Here is a 25,740-nt window from a genome sequence, read left to right on the forward strand (position 1 = left end):
GTGCCGCCGATAATGTTATTGCTGACAAAACAATTACACGGTTAAGCCGCAGGCTTGACTTACATTGAATAATTAAGGAATACATCATGGCACAAGTCATTAACACCAACATTCTGTCTCTGACTACTCAGAACAACTTAAACCGTTCACAAGGCGTATTAGGCTCTGCTATTGAGCGTTTATCTTCTGGTTCACGTATCAACAGCGCAAAAGATGACGCTGCGGGTCAAGCAATTGCTAACCGTTTCACTGCAAACATCAAAGGTTTAACTCAAGCTTCTCGTAACGCAAACGACGGTATCTCTATTGCACAAACAACTGAAGGTGCACTGAACGAGATTAACGATAACTTACAACGTATTCGTGAGCTGACTGTTCAAGCGAAAAACGGTTCTAACTCTAACTCAGATATCACTTCAATCCAAAACGAAGTGACTGAACGTTTAGCTGAAATCACTCGTATTTCAGATCAAACTCAATTTAACGGCGTGAAAGTTCTGAGCGGCGAAAAAACTGAGATGAGCATCCAAGTAGGTACTAACGATAACGAAGTGATCAAATTCAGCTTAGACAAAACTAACACTGAAACATTAGGTGTTTCTAGCGATAAACTGTTTGAAGCTACTCCTGCAGGTAAAAAAGGTGTTACTGCTAAAGGTGCAACAGATGTTACTGCTGATAAAGTAGGTGTTGCAGGTGGTACTGCTTATGAAACTGGTTTAGCAGTAAAAGAGTATACTGTTGATGGTAAAGCAGTCGCGGGACAATATATTGCGACAAAAGGCGGTAAAGATTATTTAGTTTCTAATGCAGACTTTGAGGCTGGAACAGGTACAGAAGTTAACTTAAAAGCGACTTCAGCTGTTGCAGGCAAAGAGTTTACTCCAGATGCAGGTAAAGATGCACCTGCTGGATTGGAAGTTAAAGGCGACGCTCTGGCAACTTTAGACGCTGCAATCAACAAAGTTGATGAAAGCCGTTCTAAATTAGGTGCGATTCAAAACCGTTTCCAATCTACTATCAACAACCTGAACAACTCTGTTAACAACCTGAGCGCAGCACGTAGCCGTATCCAAGATGCTGACTTCGCGACAGAAGTTTCTAACATGAGCCGTGGTCAGATTCTGCAACAAGCAGGTACTGCTGTGTTAGCGCAAGCTAACCAAGTTCCACAAGGTGTGTTAAGCCTGTTACGTTAATTCGTGATCGGTTTCTGAGATAAAAGGCCAGCAATGCTGGCCTTTTTCATGCCCGTTATACTTCGCGCCGCAGCGTTGTTGGCTGCACTAAATTACCCTAGTCACATACTTCAGTATGCTCCTAGGGATAATTCAGCTTGCCGCCTAGCTGCAACACGAATTATTTAGGGCGGGCTTTGGCGTTGTTAAGAGCAAAAGCAAGGTCAAAGGCAAGGTCAAAAGCAAAAGCAAAAGCAAAAGCAAAAGCAAAAGCAAAAAATAGACTCAAAAAATATTGGGCTCCATCAAATTTATTTAGGATAAAAAGAATAACGGCTGATTTAGTGCCTTACTCTGCGGATTGAAATTACGCGTAACACAGATAATGGCTACCTTTAGTTAAAACTTGAAGGGTGATTCAGGTTGTGAGTGATTTATATACTGCCGAAGGTGTCATTAATAAAAATAGCCTATGGGAGCGTTATTACCCTCTAATACGCCATGAAGCCCTGAAACTGCAAGTCCGACTTCCTGCCAGCGTTGATATCGATGACCTAATCCAAGCGGGTGGCATCGGGCTACTCCACGCATTAGAACGTTTCGATGCCTCATTAGGTGCCTCTTTTGCCACTTATGCTGTGCAGCGGATCCGCGGATCCATGCTCGATGAACTGCGTAGCCGTGACTGGGTTCCCCGTAGTGTACGTCGCCAAGCCCGTGAAATGACCAAAGCCATTGGTGAACTTGAGCAAAGCCTTGGGCGCAGTGCCACAGAGCCTGAAATTGCCAAAGCGCTGGATATCGACCTATCGGAATATCGCCAAGTGCTACTGGATACCAACAATAGCCAACTGTTCTCCTATGATGAATGGCATGAAGTGCACGGTGAAAGCTGCGAACCTTCAATGGATGAAGACGATGGCGGCAACCCACTGAGCTTATTAATGGAATCCAGCCTGAAAGAGCAAATCGTGGCGGCAATAGAACAATTGCCAGAGCGCGAAAAAATGGTGCTGACGCTGTATTACCAAGAAGAGCTGAATTTGAAGGAGATTGGTGCGGTGTTGGAGGTGGGGGAGTCGAGAGTTAGTCAGCTTCACAGTCAGGCCATCAAACGGTTGCGTTCTAAATTACGCTCGTAGCTCGAACGCTCGTCATACTTCGAACCACAGCGTTGTTGGCTGCTCTCAGCTACCCGAATCACATACTTATGTATGCTCATCGGGATATCTTCGTTTGCCGCCTAGCCGTGGATTCGAATTATTTAGAGCATTGGGGGAGTTATAATAAAGTACAAAACCAAAACCAAAGCAAAAATAAGGGCGAAATTAAGGAAAAATAAAAAACTAACTTTTCATTTTATCTAGAAAGCGTTTGGCGGAGATATGCCATGTGTTGGGGCAGGGATTGAAGCCGAGTTTGGGGTAAGTGTTTTGAGAGTCGGGGGTGGAGCGAAAAATTAAATGACACTCGGGGGGAAGCTCCTCGGCGGTGAGGCGCAGCAAATGCTTGCCGACACCTTGGTGAAGATACTGAATATCTACCGCAATTTCAGAGATATAGCAGCAAAAACTATAATCCGTGATCGCGCGAGCGAAACCCACCACCTGCCCATCTACCCAAGCACTGATTAGTAAATCCGCATTATTTAACATCGAATCCAGCAACGCGACATCGTCAGTGGGCACAAACGTATCCAGTGGGGATTGCTTCAATAAATTCAAAAAATCATCCACCGAAATCGAATGGTTCACTTTATACGTGATGTGGCTATTCACTGGCTCCATGTCATTCCCTCATAAATAAAAACGCTAATATAGTTTTAGCTCGGAATCATGAAAATTGCCTGTTTTTCTTTGTGTTTTTGCGCGATAGCATCGAGATATTTGACGGGGAATAATGGAGCCAATAAATAAAAATGCAGAAACAATCACTACGGATATTAATGTATATTCAATCAATTGATTTTATAGTTAATTAATCATAAGTATTTAATAAATAATGAAATATAAAAAATAAAAAATATATTTTCTACACCGATATGTTGTAAGTGCATATAATGCCAAATTATGCATTTACAGTAGGTATCCATATGTTCAAAAAGGTTATTGTTGTCTTTTTTCTTGTTTTTTGTGCTCCTTTTGGCTTTGCCACCGACTTGTCATTTAAAGAAAAATCACCCGTTGATCGCCTATATCATGAAAATTACCAAGGAATGGACACACTGCGGGAAGAGCAGAAGTTCAAATTTGACCCTAAATTAAAAATTGCTCAGCAAGATCGTAGCTACCAATCGCTACTCGAACAGCGGGATGAAGATGAAAAATCCCTACTCAATCACATACGCCCTTGTGATATCAACCCAACGGCAGCAGGCTGTCCGGGGCATTTATCATGGATGAACAACCCGCGTGAGCTTCAATCCATGCTAGAGCAAAAATATCAGAATGAATAATTAGCATTCCCCCGTGTTGCAAATAAAAGGCGCTTATTGAGCGCCTTTTGCATTGTTTAAATAATCAGCTTTCTATCAATTTCCTTCGGGAAAGGTCAATGTCGCCCCCGGTGCTTCGCGGCTTAAATGAATAAAGTTTAAATGCTTCTCATATTGGTCGAGGATATCGCTGATCACCTGCTCTTTGGTGTAGTCCATTAAATCGTTAGCTTGGGTGCCTTCCCACAAGTAAGTTTCAAGGCGGTAATAGTGGGATTTCCCTGAACGAGCGCGGTAGGTAAAGCTTGGTACCGTATAGCGACGCGGCCAGATTTGGTAGATAAAACTTTGTTCTTCTTCTAAATCGACAACTAACTCTAAGTGATTAAGTCGCTCTTCTTCAGCAAGAGGATGGGTCGCAAATTCCACCTTAGCCCCACGCAATTCCAGCTCTTTAGCCACGTCTTGCATTGCAGGAATACAGACTAAATCTAACATCCGTTGGGTGTAGGTGGTACCCGGGAAATTCATCACGCGTCCCAGACGCTGTTTCCACTTAATAGGCTCGTTGCCATACAGCGGTGCAGGGGCATTGGTATTAATGGCACTGACGCGGCGATAATCTTCAAACCGCAATGATTTATACAGCCCCGCCATAATAAAGAAGATCACAAAACTAAACGGCAGCCCCATAATCACAGTGGTATTTTGCAGGGCGGGCACCCCATCAGTCATTAACATCCCAAGGGTGAGTAAACCGATGGCCACTGACCAGAAAATTCGCAGCCAATTAGGGGAATCGTGATTAATATCGCTCAGTTTTGAGGTGAAATTTCCCAGCACTAACGAGCCTGAATCCGCGGATGTCACGTAAAAAAGTAACCCTGTAATAGTGGCAACGGAGGCAGTTAATCCAAACCCCGGATATAACTCAAGTAGGGAATAAAACCCTTTTTCGGGAGCCTCTAATACCGTTTCGGCTAATGCTTTATTGCCATGAATAATTTCATACAGAGCGCTATTACCAAAGATAGATAGCCAAAGTAGCGTGAAAACAAACGGGATGATCAGCGTGCCAATCACAAACTGGCGAATGGTGCGACCACGGGAAATTCGGGCTAAAAATAGGCCAACAAAAGGCGACCATGCTACCCACCATGCCCAGAAAAACAGGGTCCAGCTATTCATCCAGTCGGTCGGCCTATCAAACGCAAAACTGTTAAGGGTCATGCCCATAAAACGGTTCACATAATCCCCAACGTTGAGTACCAGCGCATTGAGCAGAAATTCCGTATCCCCTACAAAGAGGATAAACAGGATCAGCCCCAAGGCCAGTAATACGTTCAGTTCCGAGAGAATGCGGATCCCTTTATTGACCCCCGATGTGGCAGAAATCACCGCCATGACCACCGAAAGGAAAATCAGCCCACCTTGCACCGTTAACCCTTGGGGAAGGTCAAACAGCACTTTTAGCCCGTAATTGAGCTGCACCACGCCAATACCGAGGGTAGTAGCGATACCGAAAATCGTCCCGAGCACAGCGGCAATATCGACGGTATGACCAATCGGCCCGTTAATCCGATTACCAAAAATCGGATATAGGGCAGAACGGATGGTTAATGGCAAATTATAGCGATAACTAAAGTAACCGAGCGCAATGCCCATCAAGGCGTACATTGACCAGCCCGTGAGTCCATAGTGAAACAGTGTCCACACCATCGACTGACGAGCCGCTTCAAGGGTTTCGCCTTCACCCGTTGGCGGTAACATATATTGAGTGACCGGTTCAGCCACCGAGAAAAACATCAAATCAATGCCGATCCCCGCGGCAAATAGCATCGCCGACCAGCTGAGTAAACTAAATTCCGGTTTGGATTGTTCCGGTCCCAGTTTGATATTCCCAAAGCGCGAGGTGGCGATAAAAATCACAAAAACGATATACAAGGTGGCGGCGAGTAAATAATACCAGCCGAAGGTTTTTGACACCCAACCCAGTGTTGCAACAATCCATTGATTTGCGGTGTCAGTCATCAGGATGGTGAAAAAAGAAAACGCCAGTATTAAGGCGGCGGAGGTAAAAAAAACAACGTGATTAAGTTGGTCTTTCTGCCCATTTTTTGGACTTTTTGAATTTGTCATTGGCAGTTCCACAGTTTTATCTGGATGAAAATTTAAAGTTATATCATTTACTAACACATTGAATTATTAGTAAATATTTAAAATTTCACGGGTATCTCCTCGAGTTGATTGTGAATGAATTGTTGTAAACCATAGTTAATATTGATTGAACATTCAATTAAAAAATCGTTTAATAAATGGGTTCAATGGTCTTATTAGGTTTTCATGCCATGCCGAAAATAGGCGTTCAATCGATACGTAAACAGCAGTTAATTCAGGCCACTTTAGCGGTCATCAACGAAGTGGGAATGCAAGAAGCCAGCTTTGTGCTGATCGCCCGTAAAGCGGGAGTCTCTACTGGGATTATTAGCCACTATTTCCGTGATAAAAGCGGTTTATTGGAAGCCACTATGCGCCATATCCAGTATCAATTAGGGTTTGGTATTGCGATGCGACTCAGATTATTGAGTGGCGAAAATCCTAAAGCGCGAATCCAAGCGATTGTGGAAGGGAACTTTGACTCGACCCAAATTAGTGAAGCCGCAATGAAAACATGGCTGGCATTTTGGGCGAGCAGTATGCACCAACCAAATCTGAATCGCTTACAGCGGGTGAATGACCGTCGCTTATATTCCAACCTAAGCTATGAGTTTGGGCGAGCGCTAAGTAAACCTGCCGCACGCCGTGCTGCTAAAGGGCTGGCTGCCTTGATTGATGGCTTATGGTTGCGCAGTGCGCTGAGTAATGAGCCTTTTCCTGTGACGAAAGCGCTTAGTATCACTAACGAGTATATCGATATGCAATTGGCACGAGCAGGAGATCATTCGACCTAACTATTTTTCAAAGGAGAAGTTATGCAACATCCACCGATTCATAAGCTTTACATTCATGGGGGATATGTCGACAGTTCACAACCTGAATGCGGGCAGTTTGAGGCAATAAACCCAGCCAATGGCGAGGTGATTGCGCATTTGCAGTCAGCTAGCATCGACGATATTCACTGGGCGGTGGAGAGTGCAAAACAGGGGCAAAAAATTTGGGCGGCAATGACCGCGATGGAGCGCTCACGTATCTTGCGCCGTGCCGTAGATATTTTACGTGAACGTAATGATGAACTCGCCTATTTAGAAACTCTCGATACGGGGAAGCCGCTTTCTGAAACGCGCTTTGTCGATATTGTGACGGGCGCGGATGTTCTTGAATACTATGCAGGATTAATCCCAGCCCTAGAAGGGCAGCAAATTCCGCTACGTGAAACCTCGTTTGTCTATACTCGCCGTGAGCCGTTGGGGGTGGTTGCAGGTATTGGCGCATGGAACTATCCCATTCAAATTGCGTTATGGAAATCCGCACCAGCACTGGCGGCGGGCAATGCCATGGTATTTAAGCCCAGTGAAGTCACCTCATTAACCGCATTAAAGCTGGCGGAAATCTACACTGAAGCAGGTTTACCTGCGGGAGTGTTTAACGTGGTAACGGGCATGGGCAGTGAAGTGGGGCAATGGCTAACGGAACATCCTGATATCGCCAAAATCTCATTTACCGGCGGCGTCCCGACAGGGAAGAAAGTGATGTCCAATGCCTCTAGCTCAAGCCTCAAAGAGGTCACTATGGAGTTGGGTGGAAAATCACCGCTGATTATTTTCGATGATGCCGATTTAGACAAAGCCGCTGATATCGCCATGATGGCGAATTTTTACAGCTCTGGGCAAGTGTGCACCAATGGGACGCGGGTATTTATCCCAGAAAACCTGAAATCTGCCTTTGAAGCCAAAATCGCACAGCGTGTTGCTCGCATTCGTATTGGTTCACCAACCGATGAAAATACCAATTTTGGGCCTTTGGTCAGCTTCAAGCATCTGGACAATGTGCTGCGCTATATCGAGATTGGCAAGGCGCAAGGGGCGACAGTGTTGTGTGGTGGTGAGCGTCTGATGACAGAATCACTGGCAAATGGCGCTTATGTGGCTCCGACCGTGTTTACCGATTGTACTGATGAGATGCAAATCACCCAAGAAGAGATTTTTGGCCCTGTGATGAGCATTCTAAGTTACCGCACAGAAGGTGAGGTGATTGAGCGAGCAAATCATTCTATTTATGGTTTAGCCGCAGGGATTGTCACGCAAGATCTCGCCCGAGCTCATCGCGTTATTCACCAATTGGAAGCGGGAATTTGTTGGATCAATACTTGGGGAGAATCCCCTGCGCAAATGCCAGTGGGGGGGTATAAACACTCTGGTGTCGGGCGTGAAAATGGTCTGGTGACACTGCAAAATTACACTCAAATCAAATCCATTCAAGTTGAACTCGGAGAGTTTTCATCCATTTTTTAATCACTTAATTTGACTGAAACAGAGGAGATAACAATGGTCTATGACTACATTATTATCGGTGCTGGTTCAGCCGGTAACGTTCTTGCTACCCGCCTGACAGAAGATACTGATGTTACTGTGCTGCTCCTTGAAGCAGGAGGACCGGATCACCGGTTCGACTTTCGCACACAAATGCCAGCGGCATTAGCTTACCCACTTCAGGGACGCCGTTATAACTGGGCTTATGAAACAGAGCCTGAGCCTCATATGAACAACCGCCGTATGGAATGTGGGCGCGGTAAAGGGCTTGGCGGCTCTTCATTGATTAACGGTATGTGCTATATCCGTGGAAATGCCATGGATTTTGATGGCTGGGCGCAAGCGCCGGGGCTAGAAGATTGGGCTTATGCCAACTGTTTGCCTTATTTCCGTAAAGCAGAAACCCGCGATATTGGTGGAAATGATTACCACGGCGACCAAGGTCCTGTGAGTGTGACGACGCCAAAATCCCACAATAATGTGCTATTCCACGCGATGATTGAAGCCGGCGTTCAAGCTGGTTATCCGAAAACGGATGATTTAAACGGTTACCAGCAAGAAGGGTTCGGTCCGATGGATCGTACGGTGACGCCAAAAGGGCGTCGTGCGAGTACCGCCAGAGGGTATTTAGATCAAGCTCGCGCCCGTAAAAACTTAACGATAGTCACTCAAGCCACCACGGATACCATTGAGTTTGAAGGGAAAAAAGCGGTTTCTGTGAAATATTATTTAGGAAAGCATCAGCAAGCCCATGTGGCGAAGGCGCGCAAAGAAATCTTGTTATGCGCTGGGGCTATCGCCTCCCCACAAATTTTGCAGCGATCCGGTGTCGGCCCTAAAGCGGTGTTAGCACAGTTTGAGATCCCTCCCGTTCATTATTTGGAAGGGGTTGGGGAAAACTTGCAAGATCATCTGGAAATGTACCTACAGTATGAATGCAAGCAACCTGTTTCTCTGTATCCCGCATTGAAATGGTTTAATCAGCCAATGATTGGTGCACAGTGGCTATTTAAAGGCACGGGTATCGGTGCGAGTAATCAGTTTGAGGCGGGCGGGTTTATTCGCAGCAGTGAAAAATTTGCATGGCCAAATATTCAATTTCACTTTTTACCCGTGGCGATTAACTACAATGGCAGCAATGCAGTTAATCAGCATGGTTTTCAGGCGCATGTGGGGTCTATGCGTTCGCCAAGTCGCGGTCGAGTGCAGATAAAATCTCGTGACCCGCATCAACACCCTAGCATCTTGTTCAACTACATGTCTTGTGAGCAGGACTGGGAAGAGTTTCGTGCAGCGATCCGCATCACGCGAGAAATTATGGCTCAGCCAGCGTTAGACCCGTATCGAGGTGAAGAGATCAGCCCCGGTAAGCACATTGTCACCGATGAACAACTTGATCAGTTTGTACGAGAACGTGCGGAAACAGCGTTTCATCCTTGTGGCACCTGTAAAATGGGCTCGGATGCAATGGCGGTCGTCGATGGTGAAGGGCGTGTTCATGGTATTGATAACCTGCGAGTGATTGATGCGTCCATTATGCCGCTGATTATTACAGGCAACTTAAATGCCACAACCATTATGATTGCAGAAAAAATGGCGGACAAAATTCGTGGCCGAGATCCATTAACTCCCAGTCAAACTCCCTACTTTAAAGCTGGTGGTCAGACGGCTAGAGCAGGCTAAAACGTGATTTATGGGTGAGGAGACATCCTCACCCTTTACACAGGCTTATCCGCATTGGCTGGTAAACTCTTTATAGGCATTCCATGTCTGCGTTGCATACGCAACTGAAGGGCCTCCTCCCATCAAAATGGCGACAGCTAAAGTTTCAGCAAGCTCTTGCTGCGTTATGCCTAAATCGACCAAGGCTTTTGTATGGAAGGCAACACAACCATCACAGCGGTTGGCAACCGCAATACCAATCGCAATCAGCTCTTTGATTTTTTTATCCAGAGCCCCCTCTATCGAGGCCGCTGCAATTAAGTTGGAAAAATGTGTCATAACTTCAGGAATAAATTGAGCCAGCTCTGGCATAGTTTGCAGTAGGTTTTGATTGATCTCAGTAAATTTTGACATTATTTCCTCTTCTTACGTTATGCAACATTATAATATATATTTAAATATAATATAAAGGTAACATTGAGCAAGGCAAGTATTCGAAATAAGATATAAAACAGATTTATACTTTTTATTTAATAAAGGGTAGTGTATTGAATTAAAAGGTTCATATTTAGATGTATAATCCGAAATTTAACGCTATCGGTGTCAATTTGACAAAAAAATCCTCCAAACGAAGGAGGAAAATAAATATTAAGCGAGACTATTTATATAACACTAATTTTGTATTTACCAAAGCTGACCAGCTAATAAAAACGATCACAATTTGCCATATGAAAAAGGAACATAAACTGAAAATAATATGGTAGATGTAAATGTTAACGAACAGAATTAACCAGCCACTGTAAATAGTTATCCTCTACCTGATTAGGATCTAACCGAATTAATTCAGGAATTTCATAGGGATGAATTTCTTTGATGGCATCAAATAGCGCTTTCTGATTACCAATCGTGCTTTTTATCAGTAATAGAATTTCATTATCTTCCGTCACATTTCCTTTCCATAAATAGACTGATTTCATTTCTGGTAATAATGAAACACAGGCCGCAAGATGGTTATTCAACAGATGCTGTGCAATTTTTATCGCACTTTCTTGGCTATTAGTCGTGCTTAAAACGATGCAGGGTTGTTGCTGGCTCTTATAATGAGTGTCGTCAAATGTCATTTTAATCTCCTTTATTTAAAGGGCCTATTTAAATGAGTAGTCTGATTCATTCTAGTTTAGCTGCCCATAAGAAAACGTAGCCACATAATGATACAAATAGAGAAGTGCGTTATTAATGTGGAGGTGATTATTACTTATAACGATTATCTTGTTGGGTAATGAATTGGCTGCTCATGGGATAGCAATATATTTACCCTAATAGCTTAAGGCTTGAGCTAAATAATTTCATTAATCAATTAGCCTGTTTGATTTTTATTCGCGCCATTAAACGAAAGTAAATCTATTTACAAGGGGCTTTATTGCTATTTTTGATTAATTATGAGTAATTCGATTCAGCATTAAGTTTTAGATAGGTGAATATCAATAATTATTGAAATTTTGTATATTAATTAAGTTTTGGGAAATATTCTAATATTTAATCGCTTTAATCCGATGGAAGAGTTAGTGACGTTTTTACATATAACTGTTACTCGTTTTTATTTTATAGTCACTTTTAACTCACTTTAAGGGAGTGTGACTGTTTGTGAATTTTAATTACATTTTGTTACATAATGGATTGAAATTCATATGAAACTCAGTAACCAAATGATAACGATCAATATTTTCAGATGATTATTTGCTAACATCAACTGAGAATAAAAAAATATATATTGCACTTTCTCTGTCATTCCATCTCAAAAACTGTATGGATACCCTTATGAATAAACTGACTCCGTTAAAACCGATACCCACCTTAATCGCCGTCGCGATTACGTTAATTATCTGGTTTGCTATTCCTGTTCCTGAAGGTGTTAATCCGAATGCATGGCACTTATTAGCCCTGTTTGTCGGAACCATTGCTGCAATTATTGGTAAAGCGTTACCGATTGGTGGTGTTTCTATCGTTGCGATTTCATTGGTGGCCGCAACTGGTGTCACCAACCCTGAATCCACGAAAGGCGCGATTGCGGATGCATTAAGTGGTTTTTCCAATGACCTGATTTGGCTAATTGGTATTTCCATTATGGTTTCCATGAGTTTGAATAAAACAGGGCTAGGAGCGCGTATTGGTTATTACGTTATTTCCCTGTTTGGTAAAAAAACCATTGGGATAGCTTACTCATTGGCTATTGCAGAAACCATTCTTGCACCTGTGACGCCAAGTAACACCGCGCGAGGAGGGGGAATTATTCACCCGATTATGCGTTCGATTTCAGACAGCTTTGGATCTAAGGCGGAAGACGGTACTTCGGGGAAAATAGGGCGCTACCTCTCCTTAGTGAACTACAATATCAACCCAATTACCTCCGCGATGTTTATTACGGCAACGGCACCTAACCCACTGATTGTGAGCTTAATTGTCAGCGAAGCTGGTAAAGGTAATGAGCTAACTTGGGGGATGTGGGCGATTGCGGCATTTGTACCGGCGATTGTGTCTCTGATTTTAATGCCGCTGGTTATCTATTTTATGTATAAGCCAGAAATTACTTCTACGCCGGATGCACCAAACTTCGCCAAAGAACGTTTACAGCAGTTAGGGTCAATCTCTTTGCCTGAAATGATCACATTAGGGGTCTTCATCTTGTTGTTAATGATGTGGGCAGGGGTGCCTGAAATGTTATTTGGGCCATCTTTTAGCGTGAATGCAACCACCGCCGCCTTTATTGGTCTGAGCGTATTACTGGGCACTGGGGTTATCAACTGGGATGATGTCCTGAAAAATAAAGGGGCATGGGATACCGTTGTTTGGTTTGCTGCACTGGTTATGATGGCGAGCTTCTTAGGTAAATTAGGTCTTATTAAGTGGATGTCTGTCACAGTAGGAAGTTCGATAGATAGTATGGGAATTAGTTGGGTTTGGGGTACTTTAATTTTGGTACTGATCTATGTTTACTCCCACTATTTCTTCGCCAGTACAACCGCGCACATTACCGCAATGTTCGGGGCTTTCTTTGCGGCGGGTCTCGCATTAGGTGCACCGCCAATGCTGTTAGGTTTAACCTTGGCATTCTCCTCATCCTTAATGATGTCATTAACTCACTACGGCACGGGTACAGCACCGATTATCTTCGGTTCGGGTTATGCCACACTGGGCGAATGGTGGAAAGCAGGCTTTGTGATGAGTGTAGTTAACTTAATTATTTGGATCAGTTTAGGGAGTATTTGGTGGAAATTCCTGGGTTACTGGTAATGCCATTGAAGATTAACTAAAAATACTTATTCACTAAAAGCCGGAATTATCTTCCGGCTTTTTTGTCCTCTATCGACTGTGAGTAAAATTATATTTTACTGGGCGGGAAACCATAAAATTTAAACCTTAAATTAGTGAATTTATTGAAATAAACAGGGCAGCTAAATATTCAATGGAAACAAGCTTTTTTAATTTAAAGCAGCTATGATTAATACTAAGGCATGTTGTAGGGTTTTAATGTAATCCGATATAAACAAAGATAAATAGGTTAAAAATGAAAAAGACAGCATTAGTATTGGGTATGGCGGGTATGATGGCATTGTTGTCAGCGTGTTCAGACGAGAAAAAAGAGATTGCAGAGTATCGTTCTGAGTTCGTAAACAACTGTGTAAAAGCAGCGGGCGAATCTGATACAGAAACAGCACAAGCTATTAGCGCAATCTGTGGCTGTGCTTACGATAAAACTGTTGAAAAATATGGTTTAAAAGAATTTAAACGTTTAGACAGCGAACTGCAAAAATCACCCGCTGCTGCGCCTGAATTCCAACAAACTATGATTTCATTTGTTCAAGAATGTGCAACTAACGCGCGTTAATTGAATAGCTTTAGTTATTGTTAAATAAAGCCACGGTGATAAAAAGCCCCGTGGCTTTGCTGTTTTTAGGACCGATTTTTAAATCAACGCTTATTTAAATAGCTGTTTAAATTGATGCGGAGCACAGCGTAAATATTGTGGTGCCACATTAATTTGCTCATTGAGTACACTGGCGGCACGCCACGGCCAGCGCGGTTCATATAAAATGCCGCGACCAATCGCTATAAAGTCAGCTTGCCCGGTCGCAATAATCGCTTCCGCTTGGTGAGGTTCGGTGATCAGCCCCACAGCAATAACGGGCATATCGGTATGTTCATGAATAGCCTGCGCCAGTGGCACTTGGTAATTTGGGCTGACCGGGATCTGCTGTTTGTCAGACAATCCACCTGAAGAAACGTGGATATAATCGCATCCTAATTCTTCTAGCACTTCAGTGAGTTCGATGGATTGAGCCAGATCCCAGCCACCGGCAACCCAATCCGTCGCTGAAATACGGATACCGACAGCAATATTTGGGCTGACCGCCGCACGCACTTCACGAAACACATCCACTAAAAATCGAGTACGGTTAGCAAAACTGCCGCCATATTCATCTTGTCGCTGATTAGCAATAGGAGATAGGAATTCATGCAGTAAATAACCATGAGCCGCATGGATCTCAATTAAATCAAAACCTGCTTGTTCAGCGCGTTTTGCAGAATCTACAAATTGTTGAGTGATTTGGTGGATCTCATCCACAGTGAGAGCCTTCGGTGAATAACTGTCTCCGAAAGGCAGGGTGGATGGCGCGACTGTTTGCCAACCATGTAGATCGTCTGGCGCTAAATTTTGCCCGCCTTCCCACGGTAGTGCGCAGGATGCTTTTCTGCCTGCATGGGCAATTTGAATACCTAATTTTGCATAGGCAAAACTTTTGATGTTCGTTAGCAGAGCTTTAAATGCCTGCATTTGAGAGTCATTCCATAAACCTAAATCTTGGTAAGTAATTCGCCCATCGGGGTTTACAGCGCTGGCTTCGACAATCACAAGGGAAGCGCCGGATAAGGCAAGGTTCATATAATGAGCTTGATGCCAAGGAGTGATAAGACCTTCATGCGCAGAATATTGGCACATAGGCGGAACAATAATGCGGTTAGTTAGCTGAACTTGACCTAAGTTAGCCGGTGAAAATAGGTAACTCATTCCTTTTTCCTTATAACGAAACCTAAGATAATTCTGACAGTATACAAAAAAAGAACAGCCATTCTTGTGATAAAGCGGCAAATTTAGGTACTCAAAAAATTTTTTCGTTATAAGCAAGCTGAAAAAGCAATAACGCATAGATAATTTTGAGGAAAAGAATAAAAAGTATAAATCTCTACTTGCTATTTTTTATTATGAATAAAAGAACGAAAGGAAAAGTATAAATATATTGTAATGAACCATTTCAAATCATGATAAATACACGCTTAGTGTACATCTCTTTGTTAACTCCATGATAAATAAAACATGATAAACTTAATTTGGTTTTATGGTTTTTATGGCGCTAATAGATTTTCACACTGAGTTTCTATTTTATTAAGTGATTTTATTTACCTTGAAATCAATATTGCTGACGCAAAAAAACAATTTTCATCTTGCAACCTAAATAAGGGCTTTATATAAGCAATAAGCAGCCCTGTGCAATATTAGTTTTATGTAAAAAGAGCAATGGAGATGAAAATAAAATTACAACTGTAAAGTTGTAGCTGCTTTATTTTCAACAACGTGTATTAGCCTGTGAAAATATAATTCTAAAAAGGAAGGTCAATGTGTTAACAATTATTGGTATTTTAATCATCGTGACAATCGTCACTTTACTGATGATGGGTAAAGCTAGCCCAATTATTGCAATGTCTTGTATTCCTTTTATTGGTGCACTGCTAGCGGGATATTCCATTGGTGAAATCTCGGTCTTTTTCGAAAGCGGCATTAATAAAGTGGCAAAAGTGGCAGCAATGTTTTTGTTTGCCATTTTGTTTTTCAGCATGATGAAGGACTTACATATTTTTGACCCATTGATCCGCATGATGGTCAAAATGACCCGTGGTAATGTAATCATCGTCTGTATTATGACCACGCTGATAGCGGGGGTAGTGCACTTAGATGGCTCCGGCGCAGCAACGTTTTTAATCATTATTCCAGCATTATTACCGCTATACCGACAATTAGGTATGAGTCCATACCTTATGTTATTGCTGATGTGTGCCAGTATGGGGATTATGAATATGGTGCCGTGGGGCGGGCCATTAGGTCGTGCGTCAGCGGTAACAGGCATTGATGCCTCCACATTATGGCAAGGTTTAATTCCCGTGCAATTGATTGGTATGGGTGGCGCGGTGGTATTTGCCATCATTATGGGAATGCGCGAAAAGCGCCGTATTGCTTCGGCTGCATTAAATGGCACCACACCGTATCAAATGGATTCACTATTAGGTGAAAGTGAGCAAATCGCAGATGTAGTTGACATTGCTCATAAACCTAAAAAGCCATTAATTAATGGTGGACTAATTGTAGGGGCGATTATCTGTTTAGCATTCGGGCTACTTTCAGCACCGTATGTGTTTATGATTGCACTTTCTTTAGCGCTATTAATTAACTATCCAAATCCAAGAGAGCAGATGAAGGTACTTTCCCTGCACGCACCACAGGCGTTAGGTATGGTGGCAATTATTCTCGCCGCAGGGGCATTTTTGGGTATTTTATCCGATGGTGGAATGTTGAAGTCCATTGCGATGGATTTGACATCAATTTTGCCAACGGAGTGGGTATCAAAAATTCATATTTTTGTGGGTATCCTCGGTGTACCAATGGATATTTTTACCAGTACTGATGCTTATTATTTTGCATTGTTACCGATTATTCAGCAGATTGCTGCGACGGCAGGCGTTGATCCTTCAGCGGTGGTGTACGCCATGGCGATAGGGAATAACGCCGGTACGTTTGTGAGTCCGTTCTCACCGGCAGCGTGGCTGGCGATGGGGCTGGCGGGAATTGATATGGGCCGTCATTTGCGGTATTCGTTCGGGTGGATTTGGGTGTTCAGTTTTTTCACGCTAGCCGTCGGTGGGGTTTTAGGTCTCTATTGATCTGCTCGTCGTCTTTTGCGCTGTAGCGGTGTTGGCTGCGCTTGCTAACCCTAGTCACATACTTATGTATGCTCCCAGGGATTAGCTGCACTTGCCGCCTTGCTACAGCACAAAATCCATAGAGCCAATGTTTGGAAGTTAAAAGCTAAATACGAAAACTTAAATTCTAAGAATTAATTTTAAAATCAAACGTGTATCCCTAGCAGCAGCGCCGCTAGGGATTTTCTTTTTTGCCGCCTTGCTACAGCACAAAATCCATAGAGCCATAGTTTGGAAGTTAAAGAAAAACCTAAAATCTTAAAAGATAAAAAACAGTGAGAAAAAATAGTTGCTAAGTGGAACATCGATTATCGGACTGTGACTATATTGATGATGAGGGAATTATGTGAGTATGCCTTTATTATCTGAAATCTATAAGGCTCGACATGCGCAGACCACTTTCTTCCTATCATCCTATCTTGTATTGGCTGCGCGTGAATCAAAAACGGCTACTTAGGCGTTGGCACTGGGCCTTTTCAGGACGCAAATATACCCGCAATCTGGCTGAGCAACCGCTGGAATACCGTTACCATAAACACACATCACGGCTGATCCGCAAGCTGGGTCAATCAGACCTTCGGCTACAACATAACAAAGTAATAAACCTCGGAATTGCGATTGAAACGATGAACGGCGTTATCATCGCGCCGGGGGAATACTTCTCGTTTTGCCGTCTTGTGGGAAAACCCACTGCCAAACGCGGATTTGTGGAAGGAATGGAACTTTCCTATGGCGAAGCTCGCAGCGGGATTGGCGGGGGAATTTGCCAACTCAGCAATTTAATCCACTGGATGGTGCTGCATTCACCTTTAAAAGTGGTAGAGCGGGCCAACCACAGTTTTGACCCATTTCCCGATGAGGGCCGCGTGTTACCGTTTGGATCGGGTGCCGCTATCTTCTATAACTACATCGACCTTGTACTGTATAACCCAACCCAAGCAACATTTCAGTTAGTGTTTAACATTGGCGAACACCAAATTGAAGGGGAGCTATTGTGCTCAGAACCCCGCGAAAATAAATACCATATTTACCAACAGAACCATAAGTTTGTTCGGGAGCGTGGCGTGATTTATCGCCATAATGAAATTTGGCAGAAAATCACCACCAAAGGGCAAGAGCCACTCACGCTCAGCGATCACTGTTTATACCGCAATAAAGTGGTGGTGAAATACCCTCTGGATGAGTCGCAACTTAGTGAATAATTGTACATTAATGACGAGGTAATAAATGAAAAAAATCTTATTTTTACTCGGTGCTGTTTTTGTCTTATCTGCTTGCGCTAACTCCACACAATATAAAAAAGGGAATGCGTATCCGCCTCAACTGATTGTTCATAAAGACCTCGGTTTTTTTGATTTATTATTTCAAAGTGATGCGGTTAACGTGACGTGCAAACGAGAGCTGATCAATTTTAATCCGAATTATCGTTCTTATGATCAATCGGTGTATAGCACCGTGAGAAATGCTCGACGTATTGTGATTATCGAAAGCCAGACAGGCCAACATAATAAAGTCGAAACGACGAAAGCATGGTTAAAGCAAAATGGCGCTCGCGTGGAAATTGAGAATGGCACCCAAGCCCGTTGTGATGGTAACGATTGCACCGTCACGATTTGCTTTGACTAATTCAATGGCCACACAATAAAAATATTGAGTTTGATAAGATGAATAAATATCTAATTTTGGCGTTATCGTGGATGTTAAGTGGGTGTGTTTCGGGCCTAGGGGGGCAGTTTAATACAGGTGGGCAGTTTAATACGGGGGGCCAATTTAATGCGGGAAATCAATTTGGCAATAATACCCCTTCTGAGGTGTATATCTGCGTTTTACAGCCATTTAACGAAATGTACTTTGATGCGGGAGTGTCTGAAATAGTTGCCAGAGAAAAAACGGCAAGACGTTGTGAGCAAAACAGAAGTTCTATTTTCTGTAAGAAAGAAGACGCTAAATGCAAATTAAGCTCACTGTCCGACTCTAATTCAGGTAATGGAAGTACCATCACATTATTTTCGTGGTCATCAACGACCTCCAGTACGGTTAAATAGACTATTTAACATGACACCTTAATCAATTTGAGTCATTAAAATGAAAAAGATAGCGTTATTATTTATGCTGTTTACCCACATGGCATTTGCGCAGTTGAACAATGATAAAACAATTTATCTCTGTGGATTGCTACCCTTTTCAACGCCGATAGTTGAAGCGGGAGTGACGGAGAGTGCAGCGCGTGAAAATGTTGTTCGAAGCTGTAAAAAAACGCACGGTGAAATTTTTTGCAAAAATGAAGATGCCCAATGTGTTACTACGGTTCTCGCTAAAGATGAAACGAAGAATATAAAGGAAAATGCCATCCTGATGTATAACGATAATTGGCTAAGTGGCAAATATATCGGTATCACAGAAAGTGTGCCTGACTTATCGAAGATGGAATTGTTTGGTGAAATAAAATCGTTCAGTATTCCCTTTGGTTGGCGTGTCACATTTTATGAAGAGACAAATTATCAAGGAAAAAGTCATTCAGAATGGAGTGGTGAAAGTAGAGCGGTGAGTTACGGTGAGAAAATCCGCTCGGTAAAAATTGAGAATCGTCTCTAATTTTATTATGGGTAACCGTGCTGAGTTGGATTTTATTCCAATTCATGTAAAATTCCCCCAACTAAGTTATTTCTTGCTGTTTTTCTGATAAAACACCCAAAATGAGGCCGTCTCGCGGACTAGATATGTAATACCAACACTTGATTTCTCAATTATCGCAGAGGCAAATCTTGCACAAGATTTGTTGTGTTTTGTTATTTCTGTAGAGAAAGCATAATGAATATGCAATCAAGGAAGTATGGTAGAACGTATCACTATCCGTTCTCACCGGGCACCACCAACGACGATCGTATTAATAGCGATTGGTGGGCGCACATCCAAAATATTGAACAACTGGTTCATACTGAAAAACTCGATGGTGAAAATAATTGCTTGAATCGTCACGGCGTATTTGCCCGTTCCCATGGCGCAGCGACTCAGTCGGCATGGTCGCAGCAAATTCGTCAGCGCTGGCAATTAATTAAAGACGATCTGGGTGATATCGAATTGTTTGGCGAAAATCTGTATGCCGTGCACTCCATCGAATATCAACATATCGAAGATTATTTTTACGTATTCGCCGTACGCCAAGGGGATTATTGGCTCAGTTGGGATGAAGTGAAGTTTTACGCCTCACTGTTTGATTTCCCGACTGTACCCGAGCTTCATTTGGGTATCGACAAAACCCTCACAGCCCAACAATACAGCAGCGAATTAATCGCCGCAGCAGGGGAAGATAGTCAATTTATTGCACGGGATACCCACACTGGAAAACCGTGCAGCATGGAAGGCATTGTAACGCGCAATCGCCAAGGTTTTGCCGTGGATGATTTTATACAGCACGTTTTTAAATATGTGCGCAAAAACCATGTAAAAACCGATATCCACTGGAAACGAAATTGGCAGCGCGCGAAATTAGCATTTGAGATGCAAGGAGGTGACCAATGAGTTGGCAACTGACAAAACAACGGGAATGGTCACAACTTGCTGATCATTTTGAATTTGTGCGTGATATGCATGGCGTCCCTCAAGATGCGCTGCACCATGCCGAAGGGGATGTGGCTATCCATACCCAAATGGTATTAGCGGCGCTGGAAGCCTTACCGGAATATCAGCAATTGCCTGAAGCACAACAGCAGATTGTCTGGGCAGCGGCGCTCTTGCACGATGTGGAAAAGCGCAGCACCACTCGAGAAGAAGAGGGGCGTATTCGCTCACCGGGGCACGCAAAAAAAGGGGAGTTATCCGCTCGCCATATTTTGTTTCGTGACGTGGAAACGCCATTTGCTATCCGCGAGCAGATTGCCGCATTAGTGCGCTTTCACGGTTTACCATTATGGTTGATGGATAAGCCAGATCCAGATCGAGCGTTATACGCCGCATCATTACGGGTCGAAATGTCCTTGCTGTGTATGTTAGCGAAAGCAGATGCTATCGGGCGTAAATGTGAAGACAAAGCGGATTTATTAGCGCGCATTGAGCTATTTGAATTATTTTGCCGTGAACATGATTGTTGGGATCAGCCAAAAGCCTTCGCCTCATTGGCGGGGCGTTTTCACTATTTCCACACCCAGCGCGGCACGCCGGATTATCAACCATTTGATGAAGACGGTAGCGAAGTGATTATGTTGTGTGGTCTGCCGGGAATGGGGAAAGATCATTTTATTCAACAGCATTACTCTCAAACGCCGATGGTATGTTTGGATGAAATTCGCCGAATGCATAAAATCAGCCCAGCGGATAAAAATGCCCAAGGTTGGGTTGCGCAGCAAGCGAAAGAACAAGCGAAGGTCTATTTGCGTAGCAAACAAGATTTTATTTGGAATGCGACATCGCTAAGTGCTTCATTGCGTGAAAGTATGATTAGCCTATTTGCTCGCTACCAAGCCAAGGTGCATTTGATTTATCTGGAAGTGCCGTACAAGCAGTGGCAGCAGCAAAATCGCCAGCGCAAATATGCGGTACCGGAAAATGTGATGGAAAGAATGGCGGGGAAACTGGAAATACCAACCCCTGATGAAGCTCATCAAGTTTCTTACTATATCAATGGTGAGTTTTTGAGTGAGCCGGTGAAGTAAGTTTTATTGTCCTGCCTCTGTCAAAGCGGCAGGACAATCAGCTCGCCATCAAGGCACAAAAACTTTCCCTTCAAATAATTTTCTGGCAGTACGAATAATCGAAGCTTGAATGCCTTCAGGCTTATCTGTCGGGTTACTTAACGCTACCTCAAATTTGCCACTGAGATGTTCAATGGCAATCTTCTGCATATCCACATCTCCTTGCAGATAACGCTCGATAACAGTGCCTGAAATGACGCAGCCCGTGGCAATGGCAATTGCACCCGTTACCGCTAATGCGCCATGGCATTTATGGGGCATAAAGTAGCGCACATTAATGGTGCCGCCGTGAATAGCAGGGGAAACCAATATGGGTTTGGGGATCACTTTTTTGCTGACATCGCCTAACCCCATCATGGCACCAGCTTGCAGACGAAGGTGCTCCAGTTTTTGCATAAACTCGCTATCGCCTTCAAGTTGATCCGCCGTTTCATACCCCGTTTTATTCAGTTGAGGGGCATCGATAAGCACCACAGGCGTCGCCATATCGAGGCAAGAAACTTCAACACCATCAATGATATCGACCACATTTCTGGTAGGGAACAGTTTCCCTGTTTTGGTTCCGCTGGCATTAAGAAAAGTTAAACCAACAGGGGCAGCCTGACCGGGAGCACCGGCAATAGTTGCATTACCGTTATATTCCACTTGCCCATTAGGGGTCTGAATGGTGGCATTGATAAAGGTATTGGTGTTGACGTTACGCACTCTGACGGTGGTCACATCCCCGGTAATGGGTACTAACCCTTTTTCTAACGAGAATGACCCGACCGCACACAGAATATTGCCACAATTAGGGGCGGTATCGACAATACGCTCAGTAATGGCGACTTGTGCAAAAAGGTAGTCAACATCCGCATCTGGGTGTGTCGATGGGCTAATAATGGCAACTTTACTGGTTTGCGGGCTACCGCCACCAATACCATCGATTTGTAAAGGATGGCCGGAGCCCATAATGGCGAGGATCAGCTCATCACGCTGTTGAATGTCAGTCGGGAGGTCATCAGCGAGGAGAAAAACGCCTTTTGATGTACCACCGCGCATTAATGTACAAGGAATTTGTTTCATCACACTTCCTTTTTGAATGCTTTGCTGGGAAGAAAAATGGAGCGCAATTGCTTGCACTCCATTGTCTATTATTCCAGTAGGGGGATTAGATTAAGCCCATATTGATAAGGATTTCCCACCAACCTAAACCGATAGTCATGTGAACTAACAAGCTTAAGAAGGCGACAACTCCACCAATGATCCACCAAGAACGAATATCGTTGTAACCTGCACCGAAGACGATTGGAGCTGCCGCGCCTCCGTAGTGGGTTAAGCTGCCGCCGTAGGCGTTAGAGAACAGTAAACCCAGCGCTAACAGCATCGGCGGTGCGCCTGCGACCATACCAACGGTGGCGAAAACAGGGACCATCGCCGCCACATAGGCACCACCAGAGGCGAACAGGTAACGAATCGCGACACTGATAAACATGATGACAAAGAACGCTAACATCGCTTGATCACCGAAGGAGAGGTGTTCGCTCATCACATCGGCTAACCATTTGAAGAAGCCTGCTTTGGTGAGTACGCCGGACATCCCGATAATACCACCGTACCAAATCAGGGTGTTCCAGCCACCTTTGTTCTTTAACACATCATCCCAAGTCACGACACCGAGGATCAGTGTTAATGCCATAACCGCAATTGCGACGCTAGAGGCGCTAACCCCAATTTTATCGGCAAAAATCCAGCCTGATAACGCCAGCACAAAGATAATGCTGAGCAGTTTTTCGCGCATGGTCATTGGACCTAAATCCGCTAAACCTTTTGCCGCGATCTCTTTGTTATTCACCTTTTTCAATTCAGGTGGATACATTTTGTAGATAATCAACGGAGTGAGGATCAACATGATTAAGCCCGGTACGGCAGCGGCTAATGCCCAACCACCCCAGCTTAAATGGATGCCCATAATGTCGGTCATCATTGCTAATGCCAGCGCGTTTGGTGCCATGGCGGTTAAGAACATATAGCTGGTGGTTTTGGTCACCATATACACGTTTACCAGCAAATAGTGACCCGCTTTACGGGGGCTTTTTTCAGGATCAGACCCTAACGCCACCGCCACACTGTTGATAATCGGGAACACAATCCCACCGGCCCGCGCCGTATTTGATGGCGTAGCAGGCGCGATGATCAGGTCAAGAATCGCAGTAACATAACCAAGTCCAAGAGTGGTGCCACCTAACTTTCCAATAAGAATGTAGGAAAGGCGTTTACCTAGACCGGTAATGACGAATGCAGCACTCAAGGTGAACGCGGCGAAAACTAACCACGTTGTACCCGATGAATAACCACTCAGTACTTCGCCAACTTTGACGTCTTTAGTGCCTGTCACACCGATGATCACCGCACTGGCGGCAATCGTGGCTAACAAGATCACAGGCTCGGAATAAGGTTTTAATACCAGCCCCACAATGGCGGCAAGGTACAAACCAAATAATAGCCATGCAATACTCGGTAGCCCTGCGGGCGTCGGTATTAAGGCTATGATTATTGGAATGGCTATTAAAACTAATAGCTTCCATATTTTATCTTTTTGCATAGGCTAATCCTTCAAGAATATAAACTTTAAATTTTTTAAATCACATAAAACGAATATCTAAAATGTGTGGAAACCTATTTCTGGATATAGCGGTATCTTGAATAGTGTTATTTTTTTAATAAAACTATTGGTTAACGCTTATTGACAGAAATGTTATTAATGATTGAAAAGCAAAATCAGTTTTTATTTAAAAATTATTTTCTCTGGTTTTAATTAATCAATTTTGTGATGTTTGTTCCTTTGTTAATGAATATTTAAGTTGTTTTTATTTATGAAGATAAATAAGCATTCGCAGGTAATCGCGCAAAAAACCACGTTAGAATTAATAAATCTGCGCTGCCTCCGGGGCTTAGATTTTTTTCAATACACTGCAAGTCAAATTGTTGGACTTTGCATAAATCCTGTTCGTCTTGAATCCCTTGCTGCAACAGGTTGTTGGCTTGCTGTTTTACCCACTGAAGCCCCGCCATGCCACCGCGATTGGCAATGTTGGTATCGTCATTGAGGCTTATCAGCAAAATTAACGTATCGAGTAGGGCAATATCGGCTTGTTTACCATCAGCCAGCTGTTTCAAATAATGGGGCAGTGCATGAGCTATCACCAATTGATAACCTTGTTCTGCTTCCCCTCTAGCGCCGGTGAATCCATATTCTTGGAATAAACGTTGCCCTGCTGTTGGGCGTTCTGCGGACTGTTGCAGCTCAGCGGTTAATCCTTGGCACATGCCAGAAACGACTTGGCTGATTGCGTTGGGTGTCACTCGCTGCTGTAACCCTAATAAATACCCCACGGCCGTGAGCACTAAACCTAATGAAAAAACTGAACCTTTGTGGGTATTCACCCCTTGAGTGGCACGAAACATCGCTTTTTCACAATCGATACCGATACCGCGAATTTGGTGAAGTAGCTGATTAATCGGTAATTGACAATATTGGTAACCCGCTTGCAAAAAGAGTGGAAAGAATTTTGCAATCGCATTGGCACTTAAATGAAAATCGGTCAGCGCCATATCTTTATGAGCGCCAGTGTTGCATTTATCCACTAAACCCGGTTTAGGGGTTAAGTTGACTTCAGCAAGCATCGCTTGCCAAGCCAGTTGGCTGTAGTGACTCACCACGTCATCATTTAACGTACGTTCTTGGCTAATTTTTTGCTGGAGCATAGGCTAACTCCTCGATACGACGCAAAATTTCCTCAAGGGAATGGCTGCGTTGGCGCGCACACACCTTGGCTTCATTGTCACAAATCAAGCAGCGTCTAGTCGGTAAATTGAATTGGCTGCGAGAATATAAAACGCCATTTGCATCAAAAACATCAAAGTCCCAAAGTCGGCCGACGGGGGATAATTCTTCCGCTTCCATTAAGGCTTTTTTGACCTCAAGGGCATCGGCATTGACGGCGACTAAACATTCCGGTCCGGTAACGAAAGGGAATGATTGTTGTGATAAAAGTACCCACTGCCTGCATGAAGCAACTTGCTTAAGCGCATTTAAGCCTTGATTAAAAATGTCTCTGACCAGTTGATTGTCTTTAACCGGTCCCGGAAAAACGACAGTAAATGAAATCAAGGTTACCTGATGGAGACCAATCCACTCTTGCTGACGAGCCTGACGGGCATCACGGCTCGCCAATAAGTCAGGTAAGGAAATGTCAAATTGCTCTTGGGTATCAGGCAGTGGGTAAAACATG

The 25,740-nt window shown here is 43.6% G+C and carries 25 protein-coding genes; 16 read left to right on the forward strand and 9 right to left on the reverse strand.

The window, feature by feature from the left end; translation table 11 throughout:
- Window positions 1-86 precede the first annotated feature (86 nt).
- The 3 genes from LDO73_RS07030 (at window position 87) to LDO73_RS07040 (ending at window position 2,320) form a co-directional block, all read left to right on the forward strand.
- Window positions 87-1,199, forward strand: coding sequence for a FliC/FljB family flagellin (locus tag LDO73_RS07030; protein WP_224060788.1), 1,113 nt, complete (start codon window positions 87-89; stop codon window positions 1,197-1,199).
- 176 nt (window positions 1,200-1,375) lie between these two features.
- Entirely contained in the window at window positions 1,376-1,543 is a 168-nt protein-coding gene (locus LDO73_RS18120) for a hypothetical protein (protein ID WP_224060789.1), read from the forward strand.
- A gap of 60 nt (window positions 1,544-1,603) precedes the next feature.
- On the forward strand, window positions 1,604-2,320 hold the full coding sequence (locus LDO73_RS07040) for an RNA polymerase sigma factor FliA (RefSeq protein WP_224060790.1): 717 nt from the start codon (window positions 1,604-1,606) through the stop codon (window positions 2,318-2,320).
- A 204-nt stretch (window positions 2,321-2,524) separates the two neighbouring features.
- On the opposite strand, the gene LDO73_RS07045 is transcribed toward LDO73_RS07040, so the two are convergent.
- Window positions 2,525-2,965: a GNAT family N-acetyltransferase gene (locus LDO73_RS07045; RefSeq protein ID WP_224060791.1), complete on the reverse strand. Its 441-nt coding sequence runs from the start codon at window positions 2,963-2,965 to the stop codon at window positions 2,525-2,527.
- Window positions 2,966-3,270: 305 nt separating this feature from the next.
- On the opposite strand from LDO73_RS07045, the gene LDO73_RS07050 reads away from it, so the two are divergent.
- On the forward strand, window positions 3,271-3,633 hold the full coding sequence (locus tag LDO73_RS07050) for a hypothetical protein (protein ID WP_224060792.1): 363 nt from the start codon (window positions 3,271-3,273) through the stop codon (window positions 3,631-3,633).
- Between the two features lie 75 nt (window positions 3,634-3,708).
- Here LDO73_RS07050 and LDO73_RS07055 read toward each other — a convergent pair whose 3' ends face one another.
- Window positions 3,709-5,751, reverse strand: a complete 2,043-nt coding sequence (locus LDO73_RS07055) for a choline transporter (protein WP_224060793.1) — start codon at window positions 5,749-5,751, stop codon at window positions 3,709-3,711.
- A gap of 209 nt (window positions 5,752-5,960) precedes the next feature.
- Between LDO73_RS07055 and betI the strand changes: the two genes are divergently transcribed.
- Genes betI through betA form a run of 3 tightly spaced genes read left to right on the forward strand, consistent with a single transcriptional unit; the run spans window position 5,961 to window position 9,764 of the window.
- Window positions 5,961-6,563, forward strand: coding sequence for a transcriptional regulator BetI (gene betI, locus LDO73_RS07060; RefSeq protein WP_224060794.1), 603 nt, complete (start codon window positions 5,961-5,963; stop codon window positions 6,561-6,563).
- A gap of 21 nt (window positions 6,564-6,584) precedes the next feature.
- Window positions 6,585-8,063 carry a betaine-aldehyde dehydrogenase gene (gene betB, locus LDO73_RS07065; protein WP_224060795.1) on the forward strand — a complete coding sequence of 493 codons (1,479 nt, stop codon included), beginning with the start codon at window positions 6,585-6,587 and terminating at the stop codon, window positions 8,061-8,063.
- Between the two features lie 33 nt (window positions 8,064-8,096).
- A complete protein-coding gene (gene betA, locus LDO73_RS07070; RefSeq protein WP_224060796.1) occupies window positions 8,097-9,764 on the forward strand; it encodes a choline dehydrogenase in 1,668 nt (555 codons plus the stop codon).
- A gap of 45 nt (window positions 9,765-9,809) precedes the next feature.
- Here the strand turns inward: betA and LDO73_RS07075 are convergent, their stop codons facing one another.
- Window positions 9,810-10,157, reverse strand: a complete 348-nt coding sequence (locus tag LDO73_RS07075) for a carboxymuconolactone decarboxylase family protein (protein ID WP_224060797.1) — start codon at window positions 10,155-10,157, stop codon at window positions 9,810-9,812.
- 359 nt (window positions 10,158-10,516) lie between these two features.
- On the reverse strand, window positions 10,517-10,864 hold the full coding sequence (gene cutA, locus LDO73_RS07080) for a divalent-cation tolerance protein CutA (RefSeq protein ID WP_224060798.1): 348 nt from the start codon (window positions 10,862-10,864) through the stop codon (window positions 10,517-10,519).
- Between the two features lie 697 nt (window positions 10,865-11,561).
- On the opposite strand from cutA, the gene LDO73_RS07085 reads away from it, so the two are divergent.
- Window positions 11,562-13,034: an anion permease gene (locus tag LDO73_RS07085; RefSeq protein ID WP_224060799.1), complete on the forward strand. Its 1,473-nt coding sequence runs from the start codon at window positions 11,562-11,564 to the stop codon at window positions 13,032-13,034.
- Between the two features lie 274 nt (window positions 13,035-13,308).
- On the forward strand, window positions 13,309-13,629 hold the full coding sequence (locus LDO73_RS07090) for a lipoprotein (RefSeq protein ID WP_036951331.1): 321 nt from the start codon (window positions 13,309-13,311) through the stop codon (window positions 13,627-13,629).
- A gap of 90 nt (window positions 13,630-13,719) precedes the next feature.
- Here the strand turns inward: LDO73_RS07090 and LDO73_RS07095 are convergent, their stop codons facing one another.
- The gene (locus LDO73_RS07095) at window positions 13,720-14,811 is read right to left on the reverse strand and encodes an NADH:flavin oxidoreductase/NADH oxidase (protein WP_224060800.1); all 1,092 of its coding nucleotides are present in this window, start codon (window positions 14,809-14,811) and stop codon (window positions 13,720-13,722) included.
- A 608-nt stretch (window positions 14,812-15,419) separates the two neighbouring features.
- Here LDO73_RS07095 and LDO73_RS07100 point away from each other — a divergent pair.
- The 7 genes from LDO73_RS07100 (at window position 15,420) to LDO73_RS07130 (ending at window position 21,427) form a co-directional block, all read left to right on the forward strand.
- Entirely contained in the window at window positions 15,420-16,736 is a 1,317-nt protein-coding gene (locus LDO73_RS07100; RefSeq protein WP_224060801.1) for a CitMHS family transporter, read from the forward strand.
- 425 nt (window positions 16,737-17,161) lie between these two features.
- Complete coding sequence (locus LDO73_RS07105) at window positions 17,162-17,977, forward strand: VanW family protein (RefSeq protein WP_224060802.1); 816 nt, start codon at window positions 17,162-17,164, stop codon at window positions 17,975-17,977.
- Between the two features lie 25 nt (window positions 17,978-18,002).
- Window positions 18,003-18,401, forward strand: a complete 399-nt coding sequence (locus LDO73_RS07110; RefSeq protein ID WP_224060803.1) for a lipoprotein — start codon at window positions 18,003-18,005, stop codon at window positions 18,399-18,401.
- 38 nt (window positions 18,402-18,439) lie between these two features.
- Window positions 18,440-18,820: a hypothetical protein gene (locus LDO73_RS07115; RefSeq protein WP_224060804.1), complete on the forward strand. Its 381-nt coding sequence runs from the start codon at window positions 18,440-18,442 to the stop codon at window positions 18,818-18,820.
- Window positions 18,821-18,860: 40 nt separating this feature from the next.
- Complete coding sequence (locus LDO73_RS07120; protein WP_224060805.1) at window positions 18,861-19,370, forward strand: beta/gamma crystallin-related protein; 510 nt, start codon at window positions 18,861-18,863, stop codon at window positions 19,368-19,370.
- Between the two features lie 216 nt (window positions 19,371-19,586).
- Window positions 19,587-20,297 (forward strand): RNA ligase family protein, encoded by a 711-nt coding sequence (locus LDO73_RS07125; RefSeq protein ID WP_224060806.1) that lies wholly within the window; start codon window positions 19,587-19,589, stop codon window positions 20,295-20,297.
- Complete coding sequence (locus LDO73_RS07130; protein WP_224060807.1) at window positions 20,294-21,427, forward strand: AAA family ATPase; 1,134 nt, start codon at window positions 20,294-20,296, stop codon at window positions 21,425-21,427. The genes LDO73_RS07125 and LDO73_RS07130 overlap by 4 nt, the downstream gene beginning before the upstream one ends.
- 48 nt (window positions 21,428-21,475) lie before the next feature.
- Here the strand turns inward: LDO73_RS07130 and LDO73_RS07135 are convergent, their stop codons facing one another.
- The 4 genes from LDO73_RS07135 to citX all read right to left on the reverse strand — a co-directional run bounded on the left by LDO73_RS07135 (window position 21,476) and on the right by citX (window position 25,739).
- Window positions 21,476-22,531 (reverse strand): 4-oxalomesaconate tautomerase, encoded by a 1,056-nt coding sequence (locus LDO73_RS07135; protein ID WP_224060808.1) that lies wholly within the window; start codon window positions 22,529-22,531, stop codon window positions 21,476-21,478.
- Between the two features lie 85 nt (window positions 22,532-22,616).
- Window positions 22,617-24,050, reverse strand: coding sequence for an anion permease (locus tag LDO73_RS07140; RefSeq protein WP_224060809.1), 1,434 nt, complete (start codon window positions 24,048-24,050; stop codon window positions 22,617-22,619).
- A 269-nt stretch (window positions 24,051-24,319) separates the two neighbouring features.
- On the reverse strand, window positions 24,320-25,213 hold the full coding sequence (citG, locus tag LDO73_RS07145; RefSeq protein ID WP_224060810.1) for a triphosphoribosyl-dephospho-CoA synthase CitG: 894 nt from the start codon (window positions 25,211-25,213) through the stop codon (window positions 24,320-24,322).
- A complete protein-coding gene (gene citX / locus LDO73_RS07150; protein ID WP_181478433.1) occupies window positions 25,194-25,739 on the reverse strand; it encodes a citrate lyase holo-[acyl-carrier protein] synthase in 546 nt (181 codons plus the stop codon). Before citX ends, citG begins: the two co-directional genes overlap by 20 nt.
- Between the last annotated feature and the right edge of the window lies 1 nt (window position 25,740).

Origin of the sequence: Providencia alcalifaciens (assembly GCF_915403165.1) — a bacterium.
GTDB classification, from domain to species: Bacteria; Pseudomonadota; Gammaproteobacteria; order Enterobacterales; family Enterobacteriaceae; genus Providencia; species Providencia alcalifaciens_C.